Here is a 22521-nt window from a genome sequence, read left to right as displayed (position 1 = left end):
CGCCGCGAACCGCCACCGCGCGAGTGACCGGGGTGATACGTCCCACCGCCCGGTTGGCGGGAAGCTGGCCACCAGCGCCCCGGCCCGGCGATAGGTTGACCAACGTGTGAGGATCAGCGACAAAGCCGGCGGCGGCGACGGCCGCATGCCGCCGGTCCACCCCGCAACGTCGCGAGGAGGAGGCCGTCATGACGAGCACGAGGACGCGTACCCCCCAGAATCTCGACCGCAACCTTGCCCTCGACCTGGTCCGGGTCACCGAGGCCGCGGCGATGGCCGCCGGCCGGTGGGTCGGGCGGGGCGACAAGGAGGGCGGCGACGGTGCGGCCGTCGACGCCATGCGCAAGCTGATCAACTCGATCCCGATGCGGGGCGTCGTGGTGATCGGCGAGGGCGAGAAGGACAACGCGCCGATGCTCTTCAACGGCGAGGAGGTCGGCGACGGCACGGGCCCCGAGGTCGACGTCGCGGTCGACCCGATCGACGGCACCACCCTGATGAGCAAGGGGATGCCCAACGCGCTGGCGGTCCTCGCGGTGGCCGAGCGGGGGGCGATGTTCGACCCGAGCGCCGTCTTCTACATGGAGAAGCTGGCCGTCGGCCAGGTCTACGCCGACGTGGTCGACATCAACGCCGGGGTGGCCGAGAACCTGCGCCGCATCGCCAAGGTCAAGGGCACCGACGTGTCCGAGGTCACCGTCTGTGTGCTGGACCGGCCCCGCCACGACGACCTGGTCACCCAGATCCGCCGCACGGGGGCGGGCATCCGGTTCATCTCCGACGGCGACATCGCGGGCGCGATCGCCGCCGCCCGGGGCGAGTCGGGCGTCGACGTGCTCATGGGCATCGGCGGCACCCCGGAGGGGATCACCGCCGCCTGCGCGCTCAAGTGCATGGGCGGCGTCATGCAGGCCAAGCTCTGGCCGCGCGACGCGCAGGAGCGGGAGAAGGCCCTCGCCGCCGGGCACGACCTGGACCGCGTGCTGTTCACCGACGACCTGGTCACCGGCGACAACTGCTTCTTCGTGGCGACCGGGGTCACCTCCGGCGACCTGCTGCGGGGCGTGAGCTACCGGGCCGGCGGGGCGTACACCCAGTCGATCGTCATGCGCTCGAAGAGCGGCACGATCCGGGTGATCGACTCGTACCACCGGCTGGAGAAGCTGGCGCTGTACTCGGCCGTCGACTTCGACGGCCGCCCGCTCGCCGAGCAGGAGTGACGGCCACCGGGACCGCGTCCCCGCCGGTCCTGCCGGTCGCCCGCCGGATCGCGGGCGTCGGGCTGGCCACCGCCGCCGGGGTCACCGTGGCCGTGCAGTCCCGGATCAACGGCGAGCTGGGCGTACGCCTGGCCGACGGGATCGCCGCCGCCGTGGTCTCGTTCGGCCTGGGCCTGCTGGTGCTGCTGGTGCTGGTGCCGGCCATCCCGGCTGGACGGCGGGGCCTGGCCACGCTGCGGGCGGCGCTGGCCGACGGCTCGCTGCGGCCGTGGCAGTGCCTCGGCGGCGCCTGCGGGGCGCTCTTCGTGGCCGCCCAGGGGTTGACCATCGGCGCGCTGGGCGTGGCGGTCTTCACCGTGGCGGCGGTCGCCGGGCAGTCCGGCAGCAGCCTGCTGGTCGACCGGGCCGGGCTCGGCCCCGCCGGCCGGCAGGCGGTCACCCCGAACCGCCTGGTCGGCGCGGCGCTGACCGTGGTGGCCGTGGTGCTGGCCGTCGGCGGCCGGCTCGGCGACCCGGGCACGCTGGGCCTGGCGCTGCTGCCGCTGCTGGCCGGGGTGGGCGTCGCCTGGCAGCAGGCGATGAACGGCCGGGTCCGGGCGGCCACCGGCAGCACGCTGGCCGCGACGCTGGTCAACTTCGCCGTCGGCACCGTGGTGCTGCTCGCCGCGTTCGTGGTGGAGGTGGCCGTCCGGGGTCGCCCGGACGGCGGCCTCCCGACCGAGCCGTGGCTCTACCTGGGCGGCCCGGTCGGCATCGTCTTCATCGCGGTCGCCGCCGCCGTCGTGCGGTTCACCGGGGTGCTGCTGCTCGGCCTGGCCACCATCGCCGGGCAGGTCGTCGGCGCGGCCCTGCTGGACGTGGTGCTGCCGACCACGGCGTCGCACCCGGGGGTGAACACGCTGCTGGGCGCCGTGCTCACCCTGTTCGCCGCGCTGCTCGCCGCCTTCGGGCCTCCGGCCCGCCGGTAAGGAAGGGCCCCCTGTTAACGCCTACGGTAGAGAAGGTCACCCTTCTCACCGCAGCTTCCCGCTCAGCGCAGCGGGCGACGGGGGGCGGGGGTTGCGCGCAGGGCCGCGACGGTCTGTGCGAGCGCGCTGCCCAGCGGGGTCGGCTCGACGCCGAGGGTCTCGGTGGCCGCGGTCGAGTCCATCAGGAAGGGCCGGTCGAACTGGTACGCCGTCTCGCGTAGCTCCCGCGCGAACGGGTTGGCCAGCCCGCCCAGCCACAGCGCCGGGTACGGCAGCCGGGTGAGCCTCGGGGCGGGGGCGCCGGCCAGGGCGGCGGCCCGCACGGCCAGCTCGCGCGCGGAGACGGCGGGCGGGCTGGGCACGTGCCAGGCCCGGCCCCAGGCGCGCTCGTCGGCGGCGGCCCGCACGAGGGTACGGGCGACGTCGTCGACGTACGTCCAGGTGTGCGGGGCGTCGAAGTCGACGGGCAGCACCGCCCGGCGTCCGTCGAGCACCCGGGGCAGCAGCATCATCGGCAGCGACAGCGCGCCGATGCCGAGGTAGTCGGAGCCGCGCACCTCGGTCACCCGGACCCGCCCCGCCCGGTGGGCGGCGACCGCTTCGGCCCACATCCGGTTGCGGACCTGCCCCTTCGTGCCGCCCCCCACCGTCGGGGTGTCCTCGGTCATCGGTCCGTCGACCGGCCCGTACCCGTAGAGGTTGCCGACCGTGGCGAGCACGGCTCCGGCGCGCCCGGCGGCGGTGAGCAGCGCGGCGGCCAGCGGCGGCCAGTCCGTCGGCCAGCGGTGGTAGGCCGGGTTGGCGCAGTTGTAGAGCGCGACCGCGCCGTCGGCGAGGGCGGCGAGCCGGTCCGGGTCGGCGGCGTCGGCGGCGACCCGCTCGACGGCCGGGTGCTCCGGGCCGGTGCCGCGCCGGGTGACCACCCGGACCCGCTCGCCGGCGGCTGCCAGGAGGTGGGCGGTGGCGGTGCCGACGGGTCCGGTGCCGACGATCACATGCAGCGACATCACAGGTCACCCTTCGAATCGGGGGTACGGAACGAGAGCGGCGCTCTCGATCTGGTGCACCCAGCATGACGCCTCGGAGGGGCCGCCGTCAAGAGCGGTGCTCTCTATGTTGATCCGCGCTCTCCAGCGTGGCAGAGTGGGGGCATGCCCGCTCCCTCGATCCGCGCCCGCGTACGCGCCGAGATGCTCGACGAGATCAAGGCCGTCGCCCGCCGCCACCTCGCCACCGACGGCGCCAACCTCAGCCTGCGCGCGGTCGCCCGGGACATGGGGATGGTCTCCTCGGCCCTCTACCGCTACTTCCCGAGCCGCGACGACCTGCTCACCGCGCTGATCGTCGAGGCGTACGACGCGTTGGGAGCGGCCGTGGAGGCGGCCGACGCGGGCGCGGACCGGCTCGACCCGCGCGGGCGCTGGCACGCCGCCTGCCGGGCGGCCCGGGACTGGGCCCTGGCCCACCCCGCCGAGTACGCCCTGCTCTACGGCAGCCCGGTCCCCGGTTACGCCGCCCCGGCCGACACGCTCGGGCCGGCGATGCGCCCGCCGGCCGTGCTGGTCGGCATCCTTCGCGACGGGCTGGCCGCCGGCCGCATCGCCGCCCCCGATCCCGGCGAGCTGCCCGAGCCGCTGCGGGCGGACCTCGCGGAGATCGCCGCCGCCCTCGCCCCGGGGCTGCCCGAGGCGCTGCTCGCCCGCTGCATGGCCGGCTGGACGCAGCTCTTCGGCCTGATCAGCTTCGAGCTGTTCGGCCGGATCGACCGCACCCTGCCGCACCGCGCCGAGTATTTCGCGCACCAGACCGGACTGATGGCCGACCTCATCGGCCTCCCCCGCTGACCGGGGCGCGGTCAGGGTGCGTCGGAGGAGTGGCCCGGGAAGAGGTGGGCGGACGGGTCGATGGCGACGGCGGCGTTGTTGACCGCCGTCGCGGCCTCCCCGAAGCCCGTGGCGATGAGCCGCACCTTGCCCGGGTATTCGGTGATGTCCCCGGCGGCGAAGACCCGGGGCAGGTTCGTCGCCATCGCGCTGTCCACCAGGATGTGCCGGCGGTCCAGCCGCAGCCCCCACTCGGCGATCGGGCCGAGGTCGGCGGTGAAACCGAGGGCGGCCACCACCGTGTCCACGGGCAACGCCTCGGGCGGCGCGCCCTTCACGGTGATCTCCACGCCGGTCACCGCGCTGTCGCCGTGCAGCCGGGTGACCTCGGCGTTGACGACGATCCGCACGGACGACTGCTGCACCCGGGCGACGGTGGCGGCGTGCGCGCGGAACCGCTCCCGCCGGTGCACCAGGGTCACCGAGCGGGCCAGCGGCTCCAGCGCCAGCGCCCAGTCGAACGCGGAGTCGCCGCCGCCGACGATCAGCACGTCCCGGTCGGCCAGCGCGGCCGGCTCCGGAACGAAGTAGACGATCCCCGTGCCGGTGAAGCTGTCGGCGACCGGCAGCGGACGCGGGGTGAAGCTGCCCAGGCCGCCGGTGATGACCACCGCCCCGCAGGTGAGCTGCTCGCCACCGGCGAGGCCGAGCACCGGCTGCCCGTCGGTGTGCGACAGCTTCTCGGCCCGGGTGCCGAGCAGGTATCTCGGCTGGAACGGCGCGGCCTGGGCGACCAGGTTGGCCACCAGGTCCCGCCCCTTGACGGCCGGGAACCCGGCCACGTCGAGGATCAGCTTCTCCGGGTACATCGCGGTGATCTGGCCGCCGGCCTCGGGCAGCGCGTCGACCACGGCGACGGAGAGCCCCCGGAACCCGGCGTAGTACGCGGCGAAGAGGCCCGTCGGCCCCGCACCGATCACTGCGACATCGACCTCGGGCATAGCGTACCGTCGCTTTCCGCTCACGGATCAACGCGTGCTGATGCCGACGGTAGGCGCGCGCCGGGTCCGGATCAAGCACCGTCCCACGTCGGGCGCGGTCGCGCCCCAGCGCGCCGGGTGAGAAGGGTGCCCTTCTCTACCGCAGGCGTTAACAGGGGGCCCTTCCTTACCCCCGCAGGGGCGGGGAGTCCAGGTCGTACGGGTCGTCCTCGGCCCGGCGACGCCGGAACAGGATCGCGGCGACCACGCCGCCGACCAGCCCGAACAGGTGCCCCTGCCAGGAGATCCGCTCGTCGGTGGGGAGGATGCCGAGCAGTTGCCAGCCGTAGAGCAGGCCGACCAGCAGCACGACCGCGAAGTTCCACCAGCTCCGCTCGACCACGCCCCGGGTGAGCAGGACGCCCAGGTAGCCGAAGATGACGCCGCTGGCCCCGACCACGACCGAGTTGGGTGAGCCGGTGAACCACACGCCCAGCCCGCTGACCAGCACGATGACCAGGGTGGACCACATGAACCGCCGGAAGCCGGCGGCGAGCACGAAGGTGCCGAGCAGGATCAGCGGCACGCTGTTGCTGTAGAGGTGGTTGAAGTCGGCGTGCAGGAACGGCGAGAAGAGCACCCCGTCGAGCCCGTCGATGTGCCGCGGGATGATGCCGCCGGCCAGGTCGAGGTCGATGCCGAGGCCGACGTCGAGGGCCTCGACCAGGAAGAGCACCGGCACGACGGCGCACATGGCGACGAAGGCGCGGCCGATCGAGGCGTAGAAGGCCTCGGTGCCGAAGCGTCGCGGGTCGCCGCCAGGGGGGCCGTCGTGCAGCGTCATGCCCAAACAGCTATCAGCAATCCCGCCCGACCGCCACCCGGGCGGCGGGGCCGCCGGCGGAAACGACGACGGCGGGGCGGACGCCGCAAACGCGTCCGCCCCGCCGTCGCGGTGCTCGATGAGGCAGTGCTCAGCGGATCAGTACCAGCCCTCGCTCTGCGACTGGCTCCACGCCGAACACGGCGAGCTGTAGCGGCCCTTGATGTAGCCGAGGCCCCACTTGATCTGGGTGGCCGGGTTGGTCTCCCAGTCGTCGCCGACCGAGGCCATCTTGCTGCCCGGCACCGCCTGCGGGATGCCGTGCGCGCCGGACGAGGAGTTGTGGGCCTTGGGGTTCCAGCCGCTCTCCTTGGTCCAGAGCTTGTCCAGGCACGGGAACTGGTCGATGCCGAAGCCGGCGTCGATCATCAGCGCGCAGCCGATCTTCCGGTTGCCGCCGTACTCGCTGCACGAGGCGGGGATCGGGCCGTCGTACGGCTTGCCCGCCTTGGCCGCCGCCGCCTTCTCCGCGGCCTTCTTCGCCGCCGCCTCGCGCTCGCGCTTGCGGGACGCCGCCTCGGCCTCGCGGGCCCGGTCGGCGGCCTCCTTGGCCGCCGCGGCGGCCCGCTTCTCGGCCTGGTACTCGGCGGCCCGCTTCTCGGCGGAGACGATCCGGTGCTGGGCCTGCCGCTCGCGCTGGTAGTCGAACTCGGCCTGGTCCACCTGGAGGCCGACCTGCGCGGTCAGGCCCTGTTGCTGGGTTTCCCGGTCTTCGCCCAGATAGAAGCCGCCGGCAACGCCCACGGAGAGCAGTGCGACGGCGGCGGTACGGGCGCCGAACCGGCTCCACAGCCGACTCACGAAGTGGTCCCTTCGTCGGGGGCACGGACACGGCGCGACCCTGGCCCGAGGAGGGACCCGGCCCGCGCCGTGAGCGCCCCGACCCTGCCGGTCGCAGCCGACGCACTCGCCCTTGCCGCTCCTCGCCGTCGGGTGCCCGACGGGAACGGACGATCTTGGCGGTGCGTGGACGCTCGATGGACACCATCGCGCACAGTGAGGCTGATGGGAAACCACCAGCCCCAATTGTGATCTGGGCCACAGGCAGAATCATGCTAAAGGGTGACTAGACAGGCATGATCTCGGTCAGAACGGGATCTCCTCCAACAGATCCGTCACCATCGCCGCGATCGGCGACCGCTCGGACCGGTTCAGCGTGACGTGTGCGAACAGGGGATGCCCCTTCAGGGTCTCGATCACCGCGGTCACGCCGTCGTGCCGGCCTACCCGCAGGTTGTCCCGCTGGGCGACGTCGTGGGTGAGCACCACCCGCGACCCCTGGCCGATCCGGGAGAGCACGGTGAGCAGGACGCCCCGCTCCAGCGACTGGGCCTCGTCGACGATGACGAAGGCGTCGTGCAGGCTGCGGCCCCGGATGTGGGTGAGCGGCAGGACCTCCAGGATCCCCCGCGCCATGACCTCCTCCAGCACGTTCTCGTGCACCACCGCGCCGAGGGTGTCGAAGACGGCCTGCGCCCAGGGCGACATCTTCTCCGTCTCGGAGCCGGGGAGGTAGCCCAGCTCCTGGCCGCCGACGGCGTACAGCGGGCGGAAGACGATCACCTTCTTGTGCCGGCGACGCTCCATCACCGCCTCCAGGCCCGCGCACAGCGCCAGCGCCGACTTGCCGGTGCCGGCCCGCCCGCCCAGCGAGACGATCCCGATCGACTCGTCCAGCAGCAGGTCGAGGGCGACCCGCTGCTCGGCCGAGCGGCCGTGGACGCCGAACGCCTCCCGGTCGCCCCGGACCAGCCGGACCGTCTTGTCGGGCAGCACCCGGCCGAGCGCGGAGCCGCGCCCGGAGTGCAGCACCAGGCCGGTGTGGCAGGGCAGCCCGGCCGCTCCGTCCAGGTCGAGGGTCTCGCCGGCGTAGAGCGCGGAGATCTCGTCGTCGCCCAGCGCCAGCTCGGACATCCCCGTCCAGGTCGGGTCGCTGGCCTGGCCGTGCCGGTACTCGTCGGCGCGCAGCCCGACCGAGGCCGCCTTGACCCGCAGCGGCATGTCCTTGCTCACCAGCGTCACGTCCCGCCCCTCGGCGGCCAGGTTGAGCGCCACCGAGAGGATCCGGGCGTCGTTGGACTCGTTGCGGAAGCCGGGGGGCAGCACGCCGTCGTCGGTGTGGTTCAGCTCCACCCGCAGGGTGCCGCCGGCGTCGTTGGCGGGCACCGGCCGGTCCAGCCGGCCGTGGCGCACGCGCAGCTCGTCCAGCATGCGCAGGGACTGCCGGGCGAACCAGCCCAGCTCGGGGTGGTGCCGCTTGCCCTCCAGCTCGGAGATGACCACGAGGGGCAGGACCACCTCGTGCTCGGCGAACCGGTGGAAGGCCGCCGGGTCCGAGAGCAGGACCGACGTGTCCAGGACGAACGCCTGGCCGGCTGGTCGGGGCTCCTCGGGCTCGACCGGCGTCGCCGCGCGGCGGCTCCGGGTGGCGCGGCGGGTCGTGGCAGTCGCGGCCGGGGTCTGGTCGGCACCGGCGAGGGTACGGCGAGTCGTCACAGGCCTGCTCCGGCGGATGGGCACCCGGCCATCCGCGTTCCGCCTCGTCCGGTGCCCGGGGACACGGGGTCGGATGCGGGCCCCGTGCGCGAGGTCGCAGAATCCGGGCTGGCCGGCTGGCCCGGGGGGAATCCCGCGCCATGACTAGACGCTAGCCGCGCCACGGCGTCCCGGCTAGAGGTTGGCTCGTGGATCTCGGGAGACGCGCCGGTGAACGGGCGCGGCGGGCCGGCCGGGATGCATGCCCCCTGCGCGCATCCCGGCCGGTGGGACCACCGTCACCGGTCTGACGTGGTCCCGGCGGTGCGCGTCCGCCGCGGACGTCGCACCGGGTCCGTCGGCCGGGTCAGTTCTGCCACCGGACCAGGACGGCGGGGTGCCGGCCGCCGACGCCCGCCGGGCCGCCGGCCGCCGCCCGGACGCCGGCGCTGGCCGTGGCGGCGACCGCGACAACGCCGGCCGGGTTCGCCAGCGGGGCGGGGGGCGCGGCGGAGGCGGCGAAGGCGGAGCCGGTGTACGTGGTGCCCTGCCGCGCGGTCGGGCCGCGCCGGACGGCCGGCGGGGGGCCGGCGAGGGCCGAGGCGATGGCGGCCTGGGCCTCCCGGCGGCGGCGGTTCCACGCGCCCCGGTCGCCGTCGTAGTAGCCCTGCCGGTAGCCGAACCGGTAGCCGATGCGGTAGCTGAGCTGGCCGTGCAGCCGTCCGGCGGCGTAGCTGGCCGAGCCGAGGACGAGGACGAGGACGACCGCGACGAAGGGGCTCACCGCTCCTCCGGTTCCGTGCCGGTGGGGTCGGTGCCGGTCGGGTCCGTGCCGGCGGGGTCGACACCGGTGCCGGTCGGGTCGGCGACCAGCAGCCGCTCCAGGTCGTCGGTGCTGACCTCCTCGACCAGCTCGACGCTGATCCGGCACCCGTCGAGCACGAGCTCGGCGACGGAGCAGCGGCGGATCTCGCCGCCGGCGTCGTAGACCCGGACACTGAGCTCCGGGCAGTTGAGGTGGGTCCGCCAGGCGTCCCACTCCGCCCGGTCGCCCACGTTCAGCGACAGGTAGCGGCAGCCGCGGGCGAGGTAGAGCCGCCAGGGGGCGCTCAACCCCGCGGCCACTCCCTCCGCGACCAGGCCGAACGCCTGCTCACGGGTGGCGAGTTCGGTCACCGTGCCCCCCTGCGGACGGGGAAGGGACGCAGGCGAGCACCAGTCGTCTCGTGCACGTGACACACGGTAAACTGTCCCATGAACGTGACAGTATCAGCTTTTCGTCCGATTACCCCGCCACTGACGTGCTCCTATCCTGCGCAGGTGATACGGCTTGGAATCACCCTCACGAAGGGCCGGGCACGACCAGTTACGTGCGTCTCATTCACGTGACATTGGCGCGCCCGGCGTCCCCAGTGGATCCGGCTGGCCGTACCGTCACGGGGTGACCGAGAGCGCTCACGCCCGGAAGATCGCCTTCGCCGCCTTCGTCCGCCGGGCCCTCGACGACGCCCGGGCCATGCGCGCCTGGAGCGGCACCGAGGTCTCCCGCCGCACCGGGGTCTCCCGGCAGACCATCAACCGCTGGGTGCGCGGCGACTGGGCCAGCGACCCCGAGGCCGAGCGGGTGGTCGCCTTCTGCGAGGGGCTCGGCCTCAGCCCGACGGCGGCCTTCGCAGCGCTGGGCTGGGAGCGCGCCACCACCCCCCGGGCGGCCACCGCCCCGCCCCCGATGGACCCGGACGTCGAGGCGCTGTTGCGCCGGCTGGTCGACCCCCACGTCTCCGACGCGGAGAAGTTCCACATCCGAGAAACCATTAGATACCTCGCGTATCGCCCAAGTCTCCCGACAGATGTCCGAAAAAGGGGTAATCGGGCGGGCTAGTTCCTCAGATGGCGAAAGAACGGTGGACCGTACCCAATCGTTTCGCTCCGGGGCCGGAACGGGCACGCTAGCGTCCTATCCGTACTGCTTGGGCTCGTCGTCGGCGGGGGACGGGACAAGGCCGCACCCAGCCCTGCGGGACAGAAGGAGGGGTCTGTCGATGACCCTGAAGTGGTTCGCAGTCGTGGTCGCGGCGGTGGCGCTGACCTCGGCCCTGACCGGCAACGTGGTGATCGGCGTGGTCGGCGAGGGGGAGCTTCCCGTGGTCGCCAACCTCCTCGCCCTCACCACCGCCGGCACCGCGGTCGTCCTGGCCGTCGTCGCCGAGCTGCACGAACGGCTCAACGACCGGATCAGCGCGCTCACCGAGTTCCTGGTGGCCCGGCTCGCCGAGATCGAGACGCGCACCGGCGACCGCAACGCCGGCTTCGTGGAGGGTTACCTGCTCAGCCACGGCCAGGACGCCGAGGTCCTTCCGTTCGGACGCCGGGGCCGGGGGGCCGCCGAACGCTGACCGGGTCCTGGCCGCAGCGCCTCGTCTCGACCACGAATGAGTGGCCCGCGCCGGGGTACGCTGTCGCGCGTGCCGCCGTTGAATCTGGGCAACCAGCAGCCGAAGACCCCGCTGGACGCCGACCAGGCCTGGCAGGCGACCGCCGGCCGGGCGTCCGACACCGTCCTCTTCTTCGACTTCGACGGCACACTCGCGCCCGTCGACGACGACCCGACCGCCGTGCAGCCCGCGCCGAAGGTGCTGGCCGCGATCGAGGCCCTCGCGCCGCTGGTGCGCCGCGTCGCCATCGTCTCCGCCCGCCCGGTGGAGTTCCTCCGCGACCACCTCGGTGGGCTGGCCGGCATCGACCTCTACGGCCTCTACGGCCTGGAGCACAGCCACTCCGGCGGCGAGACCGTCACCGAGCCCGCCGCGCTGCCCTGGGTGCCGACCATGCGGGAGCTGGCCGACCTCGCCCGCGCCGAGCTGCCGCCCGGCGCGCTGGTGGAGTTCAAGCGGCTCTCCGTGGCGCTGCACTGGCGCACCGCCCCCCAGCTCCGCGAGGTCGTGGAGGAGTGGGGCGAGGCCCAGGCCGAGCGGCTCGGGCTGCGCGTGCAGGCCGGCCGGATGGTGCTGGAGATCAAGCCCCCGGTCGACCGCGACAAGGGCATGGTGATCGGCGAGGTGGTCCGGGACGCCGGCGGGGCATGGTATTTCGGCGACGACGTCTCCGACATCAAGGCGTTCGCGGCGCTGCGCGCCCGGTCGGCGGCGGACCCGGAGTTCCTCGGGGTCTGCGTGGCCGTGGCCAACCCGGAGACCGGCCACGAGGTCGCCGAGGCCGCCGACCTGACCATCGACTCCCCCGCCGCCCTCGGCGACTTCCTCACCGAGGCCCTGCCGCGCCTGCGGTGAGCCGGGCGCGCCCCGGCCACCGCCCCGTCCTGGGCGCGCCCGGGCGGGTCAGACGCCGAAGCGGCGCTGCCGGTTGGCGTACGAGCGCAGGGCGCGCAGGAAGTCGACCCGGCGGAAGTCGGGCCAGTTGAGCTCGCAGAAGTAGAACTCCGAGTGGGCCGACTGCCAGAGCATGAAGCCCGACAGGCGCTGCTCGCCGCTGGTCCGGATGATCAGATCCGGGTCGGGCAGGCCCCGGGTGTAGAGGTGCTCGGAGATGTGGTCGACGTCGAGGGTCTCGGCCAGCTCCTCGATGGTGCCGCCGGCCGCCGCGTGCTCGTGCAGCAACGAGCGGACGGCGTCGGCGATCTCGCGCCGGCCGCCGTACCCGACGGCGATGTTGACCTGCGCGCCGCCGGTGCGCTGCCGGGTGCGTTCCTCGGCGGCCTTGAGCGCCGCCGCGTGGTGCGCCGGGAGCACGTCGAGCGCGCCGACCATGCGCAGCCGCCAGGGGTTGCCCTCCTCGGCCAGCTCGGTCGACAGGTCCTCGATGATCTGCAGCAGCGGGTCCAGCTCCTCCGCCGGGCGGGACAGGTTGTCCGTCGACAGCAGCCACAGCGTCACGTGCCCGACGCCGGCGGCGTCGCACCAGCGCAGCAGCTCCTTGATCCGCTCCGCGCCCATGCGGTGCCCGTCGTTCGGGTCGACGAAGCCCATCTCCCGCGCCCAGCGACGGTTTCCGTCGCACATGACGCCCACGTGCCGGGGCACCGGCTTGCCCGCGAGCGTGGCCGTCAGCCGCCGCTCGTACACGGAGTAGAGGAGATTCCGCAGAGTCATCACCTTGCAGAGTAGCGACCCCGCGCGCGCTTCAACCCTTCGGTGGCCGATGCCGCGCCGAGAGACCGACACCGATCATCGCGAGGGTCCGCGCGTCCAGCCGACCGTCGCCGAGACCCAGCTCGACGACCGTGCCGAAGACCCGCTCGTCGCGCCGGGCCGCCCGCACCGCCGCGTCGACGACCCACCGGCGGCGGGCCAGCCAGGCCGCGGCCGAGCTGTGCCGCAGGTGCACGCCGAGGCGGCGGCGCAGCGCGGCGGCGTAGCCGCGGGCGGCGTGGGCGGGATCGCCGGCCGCCGCCGCGCCGGCCAGCGCGCCGGAGAGCAGCGCGTAGAAGATCCCCTCCCCGGTGAACGGGTTGATCAACGACAGCGCGTCCCCGGCGAGCAGCAGCCGGCCCCGCCCGGGCGGCGGGCGGTGCGTGGACAGCGGCAGGTGGTGGGCGCGCAGCCCGGTCACCGTCGCCGGGTCGACGTCGGGCAGCAGCGCGGCCAGCCGGTCCAGCAGGTGCGCCCGGGTCAGCGGCTCGCCGCGCAGCACCTCCCCGTACCCGACGTTCGCCCGGCCGTCGCCGATCGGGAACGACCAGGCGTACGCCGGCCAGCGCGGGCCGGAGGTGACGATGAGCTGCTCGGGCGGGCCGGGACGGGCCGGCGCGTATCCCCGCATCGCCAGGGCCAGGTGGCGGTCGGGGTTCACCGGGTGGCCGAGCGCCCGCCGCACGACCGACGACGCGCCGTCCGCCCCGACCACGGCCCGCGCGGCGATCTCGCCGTCGAGCACGACCCGCCCGCCGCTCGGCTCGACCCGCCGCACAACGTGCCGGCGCAGCTCCGCGCCGGCCGCGACCGCCGCCGCCACGAGCCGGGCGTCGAACACCTCCCGGGGCACCGTGTACGCGGGCCGGGGCAGCGCCCGCGCCACCGCGTCGCCGCCGGGGCCGACCAGCCGGATCCGGGGCAGCGGGGCGTACCCGTCGACGGCGCCGGCGACGCCCAGCCGGGCGAGGACGTCCAGCGCGTGCGCGGCGACGCCGTCCCCGCACGCCTTGTCCCGGGGGAAGTCGGCCCGGTCCAGCAGCAGCACCCGCGCGCCGGCCCGGCGGGCGGCCAGCGCGGCGGCGGCCCCGGCCGGACCCGCACCGACCACCGCCACGTCGTACTCGTCCCCCATCGCGTCTCCCCTGTCCCGCGCGGCTCAGCCCGGCGTCGGCGTGGCCTCCGCCCGGCCGGCGCGCCACACCCCGTACAACGCCAGGACGGCGGCGGCGAGCAACGGGGCGCCGTCGCGGACCAGGCCGTCGACGCCGAGCAGCCACCAGCACAGCGGCAGGTCCACGGCGAGCACGCCGAGGGTGATCGCGACCAGCAGGCGGCGGGCCCAGCGCCGGCCGCGCAGGAGGAAGGCGGTGCAGAACAGCACGGCGTAGCTGACGGCGATCCCGGCGGCGAACCAGAACAGCACGGCGGGCCCGGCGGCGGGCCGGCCGTCGAACACGACGCCGACGGCCACCAGGGCCGGGACGAGCATCAGTGGGCTGTACGTGAACGCGGCGGCCCGGCTGGTGAGCAGCCAGCCGGTGACCGGGGGTCGTTTCGGGGCGACCTCCCGCCAGGCGATCGTCCCGCCCTCGACGACCAGGCCCCTGCGGTGCCGGACCAGGTGGCCGGCGACGGCGTCGGAGCGGTAGAACAGCCAGACGACCGCCACGCAGAGCCCGGTGAGCAGGGCGAAGCCGAGCAGCCCTGGCAGCGGCGGCACGCCCTGCCTCGGCACGACCAGCCGGCCGACGGCGAAGACGGTGGTGACGGCGAGGATCAGCCCGAACGGCCGGGCCAGGGCGCGTCCCCGGCGCACGTGCCCGATCAGCAGCAGGAAGCCCAGCGAGCGCAGCATCGCCCAGCCGGTGCGCACGGCCAGGCCGAAGCCCTGCTCCGGGGCGTACCACCAGTTGAGCAGCTCGACCACGACGGTGGCCGCCGCCGTGACGGCCAGCAGGGTGGTCAGGGCCCGGACGGCGGACGGCCGCCGGACCTCGGTGGTCGCGGCGGCCGTCCTCATGGCATCCGATGGTGCCCGGTGCGGGCAACCGGCACACCTACCGGCGGGGCTGTTCCTGGTCGAGCCGGGCGCGCAGCGCGTCGAGCTCGGCCCAGAGGACGCCGGGCAGCTTGTCGCCGAACTTCTCGAACCACTCGGTGACCAGCGGCAGCTCCTCGCGCCACTCGTCCGGGTCGACCTTCAGGGCGATCCGGACGTCCTCCGGGGTCATGTCGAGGCCGTCGACGTCCAGCGCGTCCTGCGCCGGGACCATGCCGATCGGGGTCTCGACGGCGTCGGCGCGACCCTCGATCCGCTCGATGATCCACTTGAGCACCCGGGCGTTCTCGCCGAAGCCCGGCCAGAGGAAGTTGCCCTCGGCGTCCTTGCGGAACCAGTTGACGTAGTAGACCTTGGGCAGCTTGGCCTCGTCGCCGTCGACGCCCTTGCCCATCTCGATCCAGTGCCGGAAGTAGTCACCGGCGTGGTAGCCGATGAACGGCAGCATCGCCATCGGGTCGCGGCGCACCACGCCGACCGCGCCGGACGCGGCGGCCGTGGTCTCCGAGGACAGCGTCGCCCCCAGGTAGACCCCGTGCACCCAGTCCCGGGCCTCGGTGACCAGCGGGATGGTGTCCCGCCGCCGGCCGCCGAACAGGATCGCGTCGATCGGCACCCCGTTGGGGTCGTAGTAGTCGTCGGCGAGGATCGGGCACTGCGTGATCGGGGTGCAGAACCGGCTGTTCGCGTGCGAGGACAGGCCCTCGCTCTGCGGCGTCCAGTCGTTGCCCTTCCAGTCGACCAGGTGCGCCGGCGGCTCGCCCATGCCCTCCCACCAGATGTCGCCGTCGTCGGTGAGGGCGACGTTGGTGAAGATGGAGTTGCCCCGGTCGAGCGTGCGCATCGCGTTGGCGTTGGTCTTCCAGTCGGTGCCCGGGGCGACGCCGAACAGGCCGTACTCCGGGTTCACCGCGTAGAGCCGGCCGTCCGGGCCGAACCGCATCCAGGCGATGTCGTCGCCGATCGTCTCGACCTTCCAGCCGGGGATGGTCGGCTCCAGCATGGCCAGGTTGGTCTTGCCGCAGGCCGACGGGAACGCCCCGGCGACGTGGTAGACCCGCCCCTCCGGCGAGGTGATCTTGAGGATCAGCATGTGCTCGGCGAGCCAGCCCTCGTCCCGGCCCATCACGCTGGCGATGCGCAGCGAGTAGCACTTCTTGCCGAGCAGCGAGTTGCCGCCGTAGCCGGAGCCGTAGGACCAGATCTCCCGGGTCTCCGGGAAGTGCGAGATGTACTTCGTCTCGTTGCACGGCCAGGCCACGTCCTGCTGGCCGGGCGCGAGCGGGGCGCCGATCGAGTGCAGGGCGTGCACGAAGTCCGCGTCGTCGCCCATCGCCGCCAGGACCTTCGCGCCCATCCGGGTCATGATGCGCATCGAGGCCACCACGTACGGGCTGTCGGTGATCTCGACCCCGAACATGGGGTTCTCGGCCTCGACGGGGCCCATGCAGAACGGGATGACGTACATGGTGCGACCGCGCATGCTGCCGCGGTAGAGCTGCGTCATCGTCCGCTTCATCTCGGCCGGCGCCATCCAGTTGTTGGTGGGGCCGGCGTCCGCGGAGTCCACCGAACAGATGAACGTGCGCTCCTCGACGCGGGCGACGTCCGAGGGGTCGGTGCGGGCGTAGAACGAGTTCGGCTTCTTCTCCGGGTTGAGCCGGATCAGGGTGCCGCTGGCGACGAGTTCGTCGGTGAGGCGACGCCACTCCTCATCGGACCCGTCCACCCAGACGACCCGGTCGGGAGTGGTCAGTTCCGCTACCTCACGGACCCAGGCGAGCAGTTTGGGGTGGGACGTCGGGGCCTGATCGATCCCCCGAACGGTGGCCGGAGCAACCATGACACATCTCCTTGTGGTCGACGCTGACCGGACTGCGGCATGCACGAGTGGTGACGGCGCGAGGCGTCGCCTTCGTGGAAACCTGGGATTGGCCTCAGCGTAAACCGGGCGACGTCGCGAGTCAGTGGGACTGGTTGTGAAGAACTGCACAAGGTACGGGCACGCTGCGGCATCGCGATCTGATACCCGCTTTCACGCGCAGTTTCACGCAAATTCTTCCGCGACCTTCGCCGAGGTCCAGGCCCTGCGAGAACTGACGGGCCGGGCGCGACGGGTGATGCGGACGAGGGTTCCGGTGACATCCGTGAAGCGCCGACGGAATGCGCGAAGCTGAGCGCGGATGCGCATTCCCGAAACGATCCGCGAATTGCCTTCCGGCCGGTTACGCTCCGTCCGCCCCCGGCCGCCCGGCCGCGCCACCGGTTCCGACCGGCCGCAGCTACCCGCCCGCACAGCGGGCAACCGGTACGCTCAGCGGGTGGCCGCGACGATGACCGGTGACCAACCAGGGTCCCCGCCGACCCGACCCGGCATCGTCCGTGCCCTCATCGACCGCTTCGGTCACCTGATCCGCGAGCTGAGCAAGTTCGCCACCGTCGGCAGCGTCGCGTTCGTCGTCGACATCGCCCTGTTCAACTACCTCGCCGCGCGGGGCGTCGAGCAGGTCACCGCGAAGACGATCTCCACGGTGATCGCCGCGAGCCTGGCCTTCCTCGGCAACCGGTTCTGGACGTGGCGGCACCGCCAACGCTCCAACCCCGCGCGCGAGTACGCGCTGTTCTTCTTCTTCAACGGGGTGGGCATGGGCATCGCGGTGGCCTGCCTCGCCATCAGCCGGTACGGCCTGGGCGCCATCTGGCCCGGGGTCTTCCAGACCGCGCTCGCCGACAACATCGCCAGCTTCGTCGTGGGCACCGGGCTCGGCACGCTGTTCCGGTTCTGGTCGTACCGACGGTTCGTCTTCGCCGAAGCGGGAACCCCGAGGGTCGCGGAAGCGGGAGCCCGGACGGCCTCGGATGCGGCAACCGACCGGGATCCTCCGGCGTGACCCGCCGCCCATCTCGTCCGGCCGGACCGGCCCGGCCCGCCCACTCGCCTAAGGTGTTGCGCATGCGTCTTGTCCGTCTGCTGCCTGAGCGCTGGCAGAAGTTCATCCACGAGGCGCTCAAGTTCGGCGTCGTCGGCGGCATCAACACCGCCATCAATTACGCGGTGTTCAACGCGCTGGCACTCACGGTGTTCCGCGACGGCCAATTGAAGGCAACTGTCGTCGCCACCATCGTGGCGACGATCACGTCGTATCTGATGAATCGGCACTGGACGTACCGGGATCGCCCGAAATCCGCCCTGCGCCGCGAATACGCCCTTTTTTTCCTGTTCAACGCGACCGGCCTGCTCATCGAGCTCGGCGTCCTGGCGGCGGCCAAGTACGGCCTCGGCATGACCAGCCTGCTCGCCCTCAACGTGGCGAAGACCGGCGGCGTGCTGCTGGCCACCCTGTTCCGCTTCTGGTCCTACCGGACGTTCGTCTTCCAGCCCGCCCCCGCCGAGCCGGCGACCGACACCTGGCACACCATCCCCCGCGACGAGTGGGACACGATGGCCGAGCTGGACCCGGTGGCCGAGCTGGCCGAGTCCGTGACCGAGCTGGAGGAGTCCGAGCCGAAGCCGGGCCCCGCCGGGTCGCGGCCGGCGGTCGGCCCCGACGAGCCCGCCACCGCGTACGGGGTGCCGACACCCGCACAGGGCCGGCCCGCGCCGGCCGACGCGGGGCTCGGCAACGCGCTCGACGGTGAGCTGGCGGCCGAACTCGCCGAGGAGCTGCACGCCGGCACCCGCCGACGCCGGCGGTGAGTGAGGTGACAGAGGTGACGAGCGTGACCGCAGCGCCCCAACCGGCCGCAGCGCCCCAACCGGCCGCAGCTGCGGGGCCGAACGCAGCCGACGGGTCGGAGGCCACGAACGGGTCGGAGGCCACGAACGGGGCGACGAGCGCGAACGGTGCGGCGGGCGCGACGGAGGCGACCGAACCGACCGGCGCGACACCGGCGACCCAACCGGCCCGGTCGGGCACCGGCGCTCCGGCCGAGCTGTTCTTCGAGGACCTGACGCCCGGGCGCACCTTCGACCTCGGCGAGGTGCGGGTCGACGGCGCAGAGATGGTCGCCTTCGCCCGCCGGTTCGACCCGCAGTGGTACCACGTCGACGCCGAGCGCGCCGCCGCCAGCCACCACGGCGGGCTGATCGCCAGCGGCTTCTACACGGTCAGCCTCTTCATGCGCGCGTACGTCGACCACGTGCTGGCCCGGGCCGCGGCGGACGCCTCCCCCGGCCTGGAGGAGCTGCGCTGGCTGGCCCCCGTCCGCGCCGGCGACCGCCTGGCGGCCCGCCTCGACGTGATGGGCGCCCGCCCCTCCGCCGCCCGCCCCGGCCTGGGCACCGTCAGCCTCACCGGCACCATGTTCCGCCTCGGCCCCGACGGTCAGCCGGCACAGGAGGTGCTGCGCACCCGCTTCCGCGGCTGGTTCACCCTCCGCCCCGGCTGACCGCCGTCCGCCTCCCGCCCAGCGCGGCGGCGGGCGGCGGGCGGCGGGATCAGGCCGACGGATCGCGCAGCGGCTTGCCCTCGCGCATGTCCGCGAGGATGTCGCGCATCTCGCCGTCGCCGAGGGAGTGCCGGTCGTGGTGCGCCTCGACCAGCTCGTACAACTTGGTCTGGACCTTGTCGACGTGCGGGACGTCGGCGAGCACCGACTGCCCCCGCTCGCCGGCCGACTCGATGGTCAGGGTGCCGCAGCCGAGCAGCCGCTCGACGAAACGCTGACTCATCGCGTGGTCGTTGATCCGGGTGAGCGGGATGTCCCGCCGGTCCCGGGAGAGGACGCCCTGCTGGAGCAGCACGCGCTCGTTGGTGAACAGGTAGTGGGTGCTGCGCCAGACCAGGAACGGCCAGAGCCCGAGCCAGAGCACCAGCAGCACCGCCAGCCCCGCGAGGACGTACAGCGCGATGGCCGCGGCGTCGCCGTCCGGGAGCAGGATCCAGCCCGCCACCACGGCCGCGACGGCGAGCACCAGCACCAGGACCGGACGCACCACGGCCTTCCAGTGCGGGTGCAGGTGCAACACGACGTGCTCGTCCTCGGTGAGCACGTCTTCGGGAAACGCCACGCCGAACCTCCTCGCCAGAAACCGGACGAGCTGACCGTAGCGGGTCGACGCCCCCGCGCGGATCACCCGGTGCGGTGGCTTTCGCGCGTGCCGCGCCGCGACCGCCCGCGTGCCGCGCCGCGACCGCCCCCCGGGCGTGCAGCGCCGCGACCGCCCCCGGGCGTGAGAAGGGGACCCTTCTCTACCGTAGGCGTTAACAGGGGGCCCTTCCTTTCACCGCAGGTGCAGGACGTCGCCCGCCGCCAGGGTGCGGGGGCCGGCCGGCGTGTCGACCAGCAACCGCCCGTCGGCGTCCACGCCGGTCGCGGTGCCGGTCACCTCCTGCCCGCCGGGCAGCAGCACCCGCACCGGCCGGCCGACCGTCGCGCAGGCCGCCACGTACGCCTCGCGCAGCCCGCTGGCCACCGCGTCGCCGCCGGCGCGACGCCAGCGGTCGTACCAGTCGGCGACGGAGCGCAGCAGGGCACGCAGCAGCGGGTCCCGGTCGGTGGCGGCGGCACCGGCGAGCTGGAGCGAGGTGGCCGGCAGGCCGGTCGGGTTCGCCGGCAGCTCGTCGGCGCGCAGGGTGACGTTGAGGCCGATGCCGAGGACGATCGCCGAGGGCTGCTCCGGCGTCGGGCCGGGCACCGCCTCGGCCAGGATGCCGGCGCACTTGGCGTCGCCGATCAGCAGGTCGTTGGGCCACTTGAGGGCGGCGTCCAGCTCGGCGAGCCGAGCCACCGCCTCGACGAGCGCGACGCCGGCGAGCAGCGGCAGCCAGCCGTACCCGGTGGCGGGGACCGCCGGCCAGCCGCGCTCCGCGACGGCCTCGCCGGGCCGCAGCAGCACGCTGGTCGCGATGCCGGCGCGGGGCGGCGACTGCCAGGCCCGGCCGCGTCGCCCCCGGCCGGCGGTCTGCCGCTCGGCGACCACCACGAGGCCCTCCGGCTCGCCGGACCGGGCCGCCTCCGCCACGTCCGCGTTGGTCGACCCGGTCTCGGCGCGCAGCTCCAGCCGGGCCCACGGGCCGTGCGGGGCGGTCAGCGCGCGGCGCAGCCGGGCCGCCGACAGCGGCGGGCGGTCCAGGTCGGTGTACGGCGAGCCGGGCATCCCGCCAGCCTACGGCCCGCGCGCCCACGGCGGCGGACGCCGGCCGGCCGCCCGGCGGCGGACGCCGGCCTCGTTCAGGGTCGGGCCTGGTCCGGCGCGGTTACTGAGGCGTACTGCACACCGCCGGCCGCCTGAACCATCGTTATATTCCGTGGGTGACCAACAAGACCGGGATCAACATCCACAGCACGGCGGGCAAGTTGGCGGACCTGGAGCGACGGGTCGACGAGGCGGTGCACGCCGGGTCGGCGCGTGCGGTCGAAAAGCAGCACGCCCGGGGCAAGAAGACGGCGCGGGAGCGGATCGAGCTGCTGCTCGACGAGGGGTCCTTCGTCGAGCTGGACGAGTTCGCCCGGCACCGGTCCACCAACTTCGGCCTGGAGCGCACCCGCCCGTACGGCGACGGGGTGATCACCGGCTACGGCACGGTCGACGGCCGGCAGGTGTGCGTCTTCGCGCAGGACTTCACGGTCTTCGGCGGCTCCCTCGGCGAGGTCTTCGGCTCCAAGATCGTCAAGGTGATGGACCTGGCCATGAAGATCGGCTGCCCGGTGATCGGCATCAACGACTCCGGCGGGGCGCGCATCCAGGAGGGCGTGGCGTCCCTCGGGCTCTACGGCGAGATCTTCTTCCGCAACGTGCGGGCCAGCGGCGTCATCCCGCAGATCTCCCTGATCATGGGCCCGTGCGCGGGCGGCGCGGTCTACTCCCCGGCGGTCACCGACTTCACCGTGATGGTCGACCAGACCTCGCACATGTTCATCACCGGCCCCGACGTGATCAAGACGGTCACCGGCGAGGACGTGGGCATGGAGGAGCTGGGCGGCGCGCGGACGCACAACGCGCGCAGCGGCAACGCGCACTACCTCGGCGCGGACGAGGACGACGCGATCGAGTACGTCAAGGCGCTGCTGTCGTACCTGCCGTCGAACAACCTGGACGAGCCGCCGGTCTTCGACGCCCCCGCGCTCCTCGACGTCACGGACTCCGACCGGGAGCTGGACACGCTGATCCCGGACTCGGCCAACCAGCCGTACGACATGCAGCGGGTCATCGAGCGCGTCCTCGACGACGGGGAGTTCCTGGAGGTCCAGCCGCTGTACGCGCAGAACATGGTGGTCGGCTTCGGCCGCGTCGAGGGCCGCCCAATCGGCGTGGTGGCCAACCAGCCGATGCACCTCGCCGGCACCCTGGACATCGCCGCGTCGGAGAAGGCGGCCCGGTTCGTGCGCACCTGCGACGCGTTCAACATCCCCGTGCTGACCTTCGTGGACGTCCCCGGGTTCCTGCCCGGCACCGGCCAGGAGTGGGACGGCATCATCCGCCGGGGCGCGAAGCTCATCTACGCGTACGCCGAGGCGACCGTCCCGAAGGTCACGGTGATCACCCGCAAGGCGTACGGCGGGGCGTACGACGTGATGGGCTCCAAGCACCTCGGCGCGGACCTGAACTTCGCCTGGCCGACCGCGCAGATCGCGGTGATGGGCGCGCAGGGCGCGGTCAACATCCTGTACCGGCAGGAGCTGGCCACCGCCGAGGACCCGGCCGCCGTGCGCGCCGAGAAGATCGCCGAGTACGAGGACACCCTCGCCAACCCGTACATCGCCGCCGAGCGCGGGTACGTCGACTCGGTGATCCCGCCGCACGAGACGCGTGCCCAGATCGTCCGGGCGCTGCGGGTGCTGCGCACCAAGCGCGAGACGCTCCCGCCGAAGAAGCACGGCAACATCCCGCTCTAGGTGCAAGGAAGGGCCCCCTGTTAACGCATTCTGCTTGGGGTCTAGCGGTCCTCGCAACGCCTAGTTCTTCTGGGGGTTGCGAGGACCGTGGTCGTTTCCGCTGAGGTCAAGGCAGAGTTCTTC

The 22521-nt window shown here is 73.4% G+C and carries 22 protein-coding genes and 1 pseudogene; 10 read left to right on the top strand and 13 right to left on the bottom strand.

What is annotated here, in order from left to right; genetic code table 11:
* Nucleotides 1-188 precede the first annotated feature (188 nt).
* The gene (gene glpX / locus ACFYWL_RS30410; RefSeq protein WP_386980007.1) at nucleotides 189-1220 is read left to right on the top strand and encodes a class II fructose-bisphosphatase; all 1032 of its coding nucleotides are present in this window, start codon (nucleotides 189-191) and stop codon (nucleotides 1218-1220) included.
* A complete protein-coding gene (locus ACFYWL_RS30405; RefSeq protein WP_386980004.1) occupies nucleotides 1217-2188 on the top strand; it encodes a DMT family transporter in 972 nt (323 codons plus the stop codon). Before glpX ends, ACFYWL_RS30405 begins: the two co-directional genes overlap by 4 nt.
* A 62-nt stretch (nucleotides 2189-2250) precedes the next feature.
* Here ACFYWL_RS30405 and ACFYWL_RS30400 read toward each other — a convergent pair whose 3' ends face one another.
* On the bottom strand, nucleotides 2251-3195 hold the full coding sequence (locus tag ACFYWL_RS30400; RefSeq protein WP_386980001.1) for an NAD-dependent epimerase/dehydratase family protein: 945 nt from the start codon (nucleotides 3193-3195) through the stop codon (nucleotides 2251-2253).
* Nucleotides 3196-3339: 144 nt separating this feature from the next.
* Between ACFYWL_RS30400 and ACFYWL_RS30395 the strand changes: the two genes are divergently transcribed.
* Entirely contained in the window at nucleotides 3340-4032 is a 693-nt protein-coding gene (locus tag ACFYWL_RS30395) for a TetR/AcrR family transcriptional regulator (RefSeq protein ID WP_386979998.1), read from the top strand.
* An 11-nt stretch (nucleotides 4033-4043) separates the two neighbouring features.
* Here the strand turns inward: ACFYWL_RS30395 and ACFYWL_RS30390 are convergent, their stop codons facing one another.
* The 6 genes and pseudogenes from ACFYWL_RS30390 to ACFYWL_RS30365 all read right to left on the bottom strand — a co-directional run bounded on the left by ACFYWL_RS30390 (nucleotide 4044) and on the right by ACFYWL_RS30365 (nucleotide 9525).
* Entirely contained in the window at nucleotides 4044-5012 is a 969-nt protein-coding gene (locus ACFYWL_RS30390; RefSeq protein ID WP_386979994.1) for an NAD(P)/FAD-dependent oxidoreductase, read from the bottom strand.
* Between the two features lie 166 nt (nucleotides 5013-5178).
* Entirely contained in the window at nucleotides 5179-5835 is a 657-nt protein-coding gene (locus ACFYWL_RS30385) for a rhomboid family intramembrane serine protease (protein WP_386979991.1), read from the bottom strand.
* Between the two features lie 138 nt (nucleotides 5836-5973).
* Complete coding sequence (locus tag ACFYWL_RS30380) at nucleotides 5974-6675, bottom strand: lytic transglycosylase domain-containing protein (protein WP_386979988.1); 702 nt, start codon at nucleotides 6673-6675, stop codon at nucleotides 5974-5976.
* Nucleotides 6676-6960: 285 nt separating this feature from the next.
* Nucleotides 6961-8370 (bottom strand): PhoH family protein, encoded by a 1410-nt coding sequence (locus tag ACFYWL_RS30375; RefSeq protein ID WP_386979985.1) that lies wholly within the window; start codon nucleotides 8368-8370, stop codon nucleotides 6961-6963.
* A 475-nt stretch (nucleotides 8371-8845) separates the two neighbouring features.
* A pseudogene (locus ACFYWL_RS30370) lies at nucleotides 8846-9133 on the bottom strand (hypothetical protein); the annotation flags it as partial.
* A complete protein-coding gene (locus ACFYWL_RS30365) occupies nucleotides 9130-9525 on the bottom strand; it encodes a hypothetical protein (protein WP_386979982.1) in 396 nt (131 codons plus the stop codon). The gene ACFYWL_RS30365 and the pseudogene ACFYWL_RS30370, both read right to left, overlap by 4 nt.
* Before the next feature lie 265 nt (nucleotides 9526-9790).
* On the opposite strand from ACFYWL_RS30365, the gene ACFYWL_RS30360 reads away from it, so the two are divergent.
* The 3 genes from ACFYWL_RS30360 (at nucleotide 9791) to otsB (ending at nucleotide 11639) form a co-directional block, all read left to right on the top strand.
* Entirely contained in the window at nucleotides 9791-10231 is a 441-nt protein-coding gene (locus tag ACFYWL_RS30360) for an XRE family transcriptional regulator (RefSeq protein ID WP_386979979.1), read from the top strand.
* Nucleotides 10232-10391: 160 nt separating this feature from the next.
* Nucleotides 10392-10745, top strand: coding sequence for a hypothetical protein (locus tag ACFYWL_RS30355; RefSeq protein ID WP_386979976.1), 354 nt, complete (start codon nucleotides 10392-10394; stop codon nucleotides 10743-10745).
* A 69-nt stretch (nucleotides 10746-10814) separates the two neighbouring features.
* The gene (otsB, locus tag ACFYWL_RS30350) at nucleotides 10815-11639 is read left to right on the top strand and encodes a trehalose-phosphatase (RefSeq protein WP_386979973.1); all 825 of its coding nucleotides are present in this window, start codon (nucleotides 10815-10817) and stop codon (nucleotides 11637-11639) included.
* Between the two features lie 48 nt (nucleotides 11640-11687).
* Here the strand turns inward: otsB and ACFYWL_RS30345 are convergent, their stop codons facing one another.
* The 4 genes from ACFYWL_RS30345 to ACFYWL_RS30330 are packed head-to-tail and all read right to left on the bottom strand — an operon-like array spanning nucleotide 11688 to nucleotide 16402.
* A complete protein-coding gene (locus ACFYWL_RS30345) occupies nucleotides 11688-12458 on the bottom strand; it encodes an isoprenyl transferase (protein ID WP_386979970.1) in 771 nt (256 codons plus the stop codon).
* 31 nt (nucleotides 12459-12489) lie between these two features.
* Nucleotides 12490-13632, bottom strand: a complete 1143-nt coding sequence (locus ACFYWL_RS30340; RefSeq protein ID WP_386979967.1) for a geranylgeranyl reductase family protein — start codon at nucleotides 13630-13632, stop codon at nucleotides 12490-12492.
* A gap of 24 nt (nucleotides 13633-13656) precedes the next feature.
* Nucleotides 13657-14520: a hypothetical protein gene (locus tag ACFYWL_RS30335; RefSeq protein WP_386979965.1), complete on the bottom strand. Its 864-nt coding sequence runs from the start codon at nucleotides 14518-14520 to the stop codon at nucleotides 13657-13659.
* A gap of 37 nt (nucleotides 14521-14557) precedes the next feature.
* Entirely contained in the window at nucleotides 14558-16402 is a 1845-nt protein-coding gene (locus ACFYWL_RS30330; protein ID WP_386979962.1) for a phosphoenolpyruvate carboxykinase (GTP), read from the bottom strand.
* Between the two features lie 490 nt (nucleotides 16403-16892).
* Here ACFYWL_RS30330 and ACFYWL_RS30325 point away from each other — a divergent pair, with 490 nt between their 5' ends.
* The 3 genes from ACFYWL_RS30325 to ACFYWL_RS30315 all read left to right on the top strand — a co-directional run bounded on the left by ACFYWL_RS30325 (nucleotide 16893) and on the right by ACFYWL_RS30315 (nucleotide 18948).
* Complete coding sequence (locus tag ACFYWL_RS30325) at nucleotides 16893-17450, top strand: GtrA family protein (protein ID WP_386980029.1); 558 nt, start codon at nucleotides 16893-16895, stop codon at nucleotides 17448-17450.
* A gap of 62 nt (nucleotides 17451-17512) precedes the next feature.
* Nucleotides 17513-18256, top strand: coding sequence for a GtrA family protein (locus tag ACFYWL_RS30320; protein WP_386979959.1), 744 nt, complete (start codon nucleotides 17513-17515; stop codon nucleotides 18254-18256).
* 23 nt (nucleotides 18257-18279) lie between these two features.
* Nucleotides 18280-18948, top strand: a complete 669-nt coding sequence (locus ACFYWL_RS30315) for a MaoC/PaaZ C-terminal domain-containing protein (RefSeq protein ID WP_386979956.1) — start codon at nucleotides 18280-18282, stop codon at nucleotides 18946-18948.
* A gap of 49 nt (nucleotides 18949-18997) precedes the next feature.
* Here the strand turns inward: ACFYWL_RS30315 and ACFYWL_RS30310 are convergent, their stop codons facing one another.
* A complete protein-coding gene (locus tag ACFYWL_RS30310; protein WP_386979953.1) occupies nucleotides 18998-19570 on the bottom strand; it encodes a PH domain-containing protein in 573 nt (190 codons plus the stop codon).
* Nucleotides 19571-19783: 213 nt separating this feature from the next.
* Complete coding sequence (locus ACFYWL_RS30305; RefSeq protein ID WP_386979950.1) at nucleotides 19784-20659, bottom strand: biotin--[acetyl-CoA-carboxylase] ligase; 876 nt, start codon at nucleotides 20657-20659, stop codon at nucleotides 19784-19786.
* A gap of 155 nt (nucleotides 20660-20814) precedes the next feature.
* Between ACFYWL_RS30305 and ACFYWL_RS30300 the strand changes: the two genes are divergently transcribed.
* Nucleotides 20815-22398, top strand: a complete 1584-nt coding sequence (locus tag ACFYWL_RS30300) for an acyl-CoA carboxylase subunit beta (RefSeq protein ID WP_386979947.1) — start codon at nucleotides 20815-20817, stop codon at nucleotides 22396-22398.
* Nucleotides 22399-22521: the final 123 nt, after the last annotated feature.

The organism is Micromonospora sp. NPDC002575, assembly GCF_042889525.1.
Classification (GTDB): Bacteria; Actinomycetota; Actinomycetes; order Mycobacteriales; family Micromonosporaceae; genus Micromonospora; species Micromonospora carbonacea.
The sequence above is the reverse complement of the archived record's forward strand: the minus strand, read 5'-3'. Positions and strand labels throughout refer to the sequence as shown.